Origin of the sequence: Arthrobacter sp. 2YAF22_2, from assembly GCF_052114645.1 — a bacterium.
Taxonomy (GTDB): Bacteria; Actinomycetota; Actinomycetes; order Actinomycetales; family Micrococcaceae; genus Arthrobacter.
Map to the genome: position 1 here is coordinate 1 of NZ_JBFRFD010000263.1, position 5153 is coordinate 5153.

General features: G+C 67.8%; 4 protein-coding genes and 1 pseudogene. 4 read left to right on the forward strand and 1 reads right to left on the reverse strand.

Annotated elements, in window-relative coordinates; genetic code table 11:
- Positions 1 to 1225: hypothetical protein (locus tag AB4Y86_RS11660; RefSeq protein WP_441402390.1), on the forward strand; the 1225-nt coding region annotated here is incomplete at its 5' end.
- A 389-nt stretch (positions 1226 to 1614) separates the two neighbouring features.
- On the opposite strand, the gene AB4Y86_RS11665 is transcribed toward AB4Y86_RS11660, so the two are convergent.
- Positions 1615 to 2196, reverse strand: coding sequence for a YdcF family protein (locus AB4Y86_RS11665; protein ID WP_441402391.1), 582 nt, complete (start codon positions 2194 to 2196; stop codon positions 1615 to 1617).
- 72 nt (positions 2197 to 2268) lie between these two features.
- Between AB4Y86_RS11665 and AB4Y86_RS11670 the strand changes: the two genes are divergently transcribed.
- The 3 genes and pseudogenes from AB4Y86_RS11670 to AB4Y86_RS11680 form a co-directional block, all read left to right on the forward strand.
- The gene (locus tag AB4Y86_RS11670; protein ID WP_441402392.1) at positions 2269 to 3300 is read left to right on the forward strand and encodes a thiamine-phosphate kinase; all 1032 of its coding nucleotides are present in this window, start codon (positions 2269 to 2271) and stop codon (positions 3298 to 3300) included.
- 22 nt (positions 3301 to 3322) lie between these two features.
- Positions 3323 to 4348: a DAK2 domain-containing protein gene (locus tag AB4Y86_RS11675; protein WP_441402393.1), complete on the forward strand. Its 1026-nt coding sequence runs from the start codon at positions 3323 to 3325 to the stop codon at positions 4346 to 4348.
- Positions 4338 to 5153: pseudogene (locus AB4Y86_RS11680) on the forward strand (ATP-dependent DNA helicase RecG); the annotation flags it as partial. The gene AB4Y86_RS11675 and the pseudogene AB4Y86_RS11680, both read left to right, overlap by 11 nt.

Genomic DNA, 5153 nt, shown 5'->3' on the forward strand with positions numbered 1-5153 from the left:
GTTCTTCACTGTGCTGGTACTACCCACCAGCGGTGCAGGATGTGACGACCCGAACAACCGCTACGATGTCGTCGTCATCAGCGGCGGCAACGCGCCCGGCGCGAGCGCCACCGGCTCCGTGGCCAGGGCAGCGACGGCCCTAGGAATGAAGTTCTACGCGGGCATGCCGATACCAGCACGCGGGACAGATCTCGGATTCCTCCCCGATCTGTCCTACCAGGACACGTTCAAGCGGTTCACGGACCGCTACCTGCAGTACCAGGCGGGCGCCAACAACGTGGCGGGGCTTGCCGGCTTCTATCTGTCCACCGAGATGCCCCTTAACGACGGGGCGGTTTTTGAACCCGTTCTGACTGTCTACCGGATACAGAACCAAGCCATCCGGGCCATTATGCCGGGCCGGGCTGCCATAGTGAGCCCGTACATCGATGCGCGCGCCGCCGCGCCGGGCCACGGTACGCCGGCGCAAGCACAGGGAGGGGCGCGCAATAAAGCGCTCACAGCTGGCGGAACGCCCTTGAGTATCGCCGTTCAAGACGGGATGGGGACCGGCAAAGGCGGCGCCTACTTCGGCAACGAGGCCAACGCTACGGTTGACCCATACGCTGCGGCCATCGTGGGAGCGGGCACCTGGGGTAGCAAATATGTGGTCCCGAACCGGGAATACTTCCAGGCGGCCGCCGCTGGAGTGGCCGGAACCGGGGCTACTCTTTGGGCCAACATGGAAGGGATGGCGCCGGCCAACGGGACCAATCCCTGCGATTCGAGCCTTCGCGGCCAGACGACGAAGGCTCGAATCGACAGGCAGCTCCAGCAGATGGCCAACGCGCCGCGCAAGATTATTTCCTTCATGTGGGACACGTACTACACGTGCAACGGGACCGGCGTGCCACTGGCGCAGCAACTACAGAACGGAAGAAATACTCCCATCGTCACGGACAGCAGTTTTAACGCAGCCTCCGGCGCATTGCAGGTAACCGGCTTCAACCTCAGCGGGGCGACGGTCGAGCTACGGTGGACCACAGCGGCCGGACTAGTGCAGTCCAAGGTTGTGGGTGCTTCCAGCTACAACCCAAAGTTTGGCCAGCAGCAGGGGCTTAACCCTGGTCTTCAAAGCATCAATGCCAACGTGGGGGCGACGTCCCTCGGAACCGGAAAGTACTACATCGTCAAAGTGACCAACGGCTGGGGCGCCACCAACCCCCTCTATGCGAAGAGCGGGTAAGAGCCGTCCCGCTCACCAGGACCGCGACCTCAGCCGGCAAGGACCAGCGTGGCGATTAGCGCCGGCAGGCTGATAAGGACGGCAATTACTAGGATCAAAGCCACCAGCCGTTTACGCCGGTACGTGGTTTCCTCCGGCGAAGCGGCCTCTGCGGCTCGTTTTGCCGTAGGTGGGCCCGCGGCCGGTTGGTGGGGCTCGGGGTATGGTTCCGCGCCGGGGACCAGCAGCAGATCGGAAATGTCGTCACGGAAGCGGCGCCGGCGCAGGTGCCGGGGCGCGGGGACCCGCGGGGGAGTCTCATCCGTCGCGTGTTCCAACGTCTGTACTCCTCGCTCGTTTGGTGACCATCGTCGTCGACGTTCGTTACCGGGCCGGCCTCAATTCTTACATCAGCGTGTAGCGGGAGCACATTCCGGTCGCAGCGACACGTCGATCAAGCCACCGGTTTCGATGACGAACCGCCTCAACCACTGTCCGATCGAGAAGTCGGGGTGCGAGGCCACCATCTGGACATCCGCCGTCGTGCATTGTTCCATCAGCCGCCCGGCCCGGGTGACGTGGTAGCTGGAGGTCACCACCGTGATGGATTTCCAGCCGTTGGCTGCCACCAGCTTCCGAATAGCCTGTGCCTCGCCCCGGGTGTCGTAGTCATCCGGGCGGAAGCAGACCAGGCCCGGGTTGGGGAATTGCGCTGTATTGCAGGCTTCATCGGCAAGCTTGTTGCCCGGGGTGTCCGTATGGGAAAGCGCCAGCACGGGCGCGCCCAGTTCCTGCTGGATCCGTTGCGCCACCGGCAGGCGTTCGGAACTGGCGCCGCCCAGCATGATGACCGCATCGGTCYGGTGCATGCTCAGGGGATCAACGTTGGCGAAGAGCTGGACGGCGATGATCAGCCAGAGAACAACGGCCCCAAGGGTGAATGCCAGGACCTGTGCCGTTGCGGGGGGCACGGTGAGGGCGGGTCGGGGCATGCCTAAGAGTTTGGCATGTGCCCTTCTAACCACGAAATACGGCTGTCACCCCCCTCGCGGTAGCGTAGGGCTGTGCCTGAACCCTTCACCTCATCGCGCCTTACCGTGGCCGAACTCTCCGAGTCCGACCTCCTTGCGCGCATCTTCCCCCGGCTCCACGGCGGGGACAGCAGTAGCCTGCTGCTGGGCCCGGGCGACGACGCCGCGATCGTGGCGGCTCCGGACGGCCGGACGGTGGTCAGCATCGACACCCAGGTGGTGGACCAGGATTTCCGGCTGGAGTGGAACAACGGCTACCGCACCTCCGGCTACGACGTCGGCTGGAAAGCCGCCGCCCAGAACCTCAGCGACATCAACGCCATGGGCGCCCGCGCCACCTCGCTGGTGGTCAGCCTGACCATGCCCCCGGAGACCCTCGTGTCCTGGGTGGAGGACTTCGCCGACGGGCTGAGCGCCGGGATCCGTGAGCTCGGCGCCTCGGACTGCGCCGTCGCCGGCGGGGACCTGGGCCGTGGACGCGAGCTCGCCGTCAGCGTCGCCATCCTCGGCACCCTCGACGGACACGCTCCGGTGCTGCGGTCCGGCGCCCGGCCGGGGGACACCCTGGCGCTCGCCGGCACCGTCGGTCGCGCCGCCGCCGGCCTGGCCCTGCTGGAATCCGCCGTTCCCGTGCACGACCTGACGCAGGAGCAGCGCGCCCTGCTGGACACCCAGTGCCGGCCCTGGCCGCCGCTCGAGGCCGGCCCGCTGGCCCGGGACTCCGGAGCTACCGCCCTGATGGACATTTCCGACGGACTCGTCCGGGACGGGGCACGGCTGGCCGCGGCCAGCAACGTTGTGCTCAACCTGGACCCGGCGGCCCTCAAGGAGCTCGCAGCACCGCTGCAGCCGGCCGCCACCCTGCTGGGCGGGGACCCGATGCCGTGGGTCCTCGGCGGCGGCGAGGACCACGGACTGCTCGCCGCTTTCCCCTCGGACGTTCAGCTGCCTCACGGTTTCACTGCGATAGGCTCGGTAGAAGCCCCTGCAGCAACAGCCAGCGCGGGCGTGACAATAGCGGGCAGGCCCGCTGACACTGTGGGATGGGATCACTTTGCAGACTAAAATTGCCGCCAACGCGCAAGCGATGAAGCGGTGGTTGGGCAAGGCCGAAACAACGCTTGGGAACCACAGCGACCGCCTGAACGCCATCAACATCTTTCCCGTGGCCGACGGCGACACCGGGACCAACCTCTACCTCACGGTGCGCGCCGCCGCCCGGGCCCTGCAGGACGTCCCCACCGAAACGGCGGCCCTGCCGCTGCTCAACGGCGACCCCCACCTGCACGTGGTGGGCCCGCCGCTCCGGGCGCAGAACGACGTCGGAGCCGTTCTGGCCCGGGCCGGCCAGGCCGCCATGGAACAGGCGCGCGGCAACTCCGGCACACTCTTCGCCGTCTTCCTGTGCGCCGCCGCCGAACCGCTGGCCGGACACGCCCGCCTCAGCTCACCCCTGCTGGCAGCCGCCCTCAACCGCGCCCAGATCCGGGCGTGGTCCGCGCTGAGCGACCCGGTCCCGGGAACCATGCTGTCGGTCATGGAAGCGGCCGGCCGCGCCGCGGCCGCCGTCGACGCCGAACACGACGGTGACGACAGCAACCACACCCTCGGCCTGGCCCTTGACGCCGCCGTCGGGGCCGCCCTGGCCGCCGTGGTCCGCACCGAGGACCAGCTTGAGGCCCTGCACACCGCCCACGTGGTGGATGCCGGCGGCGTCGGGATGCTCCTCATCCTCGACTGCCTGCGCTCGGCAGTGCTCGGCGAGGAACTCCAGGACCAACTGTTCGACGGCCTGCACGGCTACGACGTCCAGGCCCCGCACATCCACGCCGACCTGCCGCGCGACGACGGCGTGGAAGTCATGTGCACCATCAGGCTCTCGCCGCTGGACGCCGCCACCCTCAGGCAGCGGCTCGACGAGATGGGCGAGTCCGTCATCATGAGCCAGGTGGGCGGCGACGCCGACGCCGACGGCGCCTACCGCTGGCGGGTCCACGTCCACGTGTGCGACCCCGCGCCCGCCGTCGAGTTGATCCGCTCGCTCGGCGAACCGTCGGACCTGACCGTCAGCGACCTCGCCCTGCCCCGGGACCTCGACGGACATGAACGCTGAGCTTGAACTGGGCCTGGAACGCCGGATCGGGAAGCGTTCCGCGGCCGTCATCGAAAAACACCTCGGCATCAGCACCGTCGGTGACCTGCTGAACTACTTTCCCCGCCGGTACATGAACCGCGGCGAACTCACCCCCATCAGCGAGGTCCCGCTGGATGAAGAGGTCACCCTGATCGCCCGCGTGCTTTCCAACAGCACCCGGTCCATGCGCGCCCGCCGCGGCACGCTGACGGACGTCGTGATTACCGACGACGCCGGAACGGGCATGCCCGGCACGCTCAAGGTGAGCTTCTTCAACGGCTTCCGCGCCAAGGCCGAGCTGCAGCCGGGCCGGCGTGCCTTGTTCTCCGGCAAGGTGACCCGCTACGGCGGCTCGCTGGGCCTGACCAACCCCGAGTTCCAGCTGATCGACGATGACCCGGACATCCCGGGCATGGACCCGGAACAGCTCGCCGCCATGCCTATCCCGGTGTACCCGGCCACCGCCAAACTGACCAGCTGGTCCATCCAAAAGGTCATCTCCACGCTGCTGGACACCCTCGAGCTGGATCACCTGGACGACCCCCTGCCCGCCGACATCGCCGCCCGGGAAAAGTTTCTGCCCGCCGCGGACGCCTACCGGCTGATCCACACCCCGCAGACCACCAGTGACTGGCAGCGTGCCCGGGACCGCTTCCGCTATCAGGAAGCCCTGGTGCTGCAGTCCGCGCTGGCCCGGCGCCGCGCCCAGCTGGCGGCCGAGGAAGCCACCGCGCGCCGCCCCGCCGCCGACGGCCTGCTGACCGCCTATGACCGTCAGCTGCCC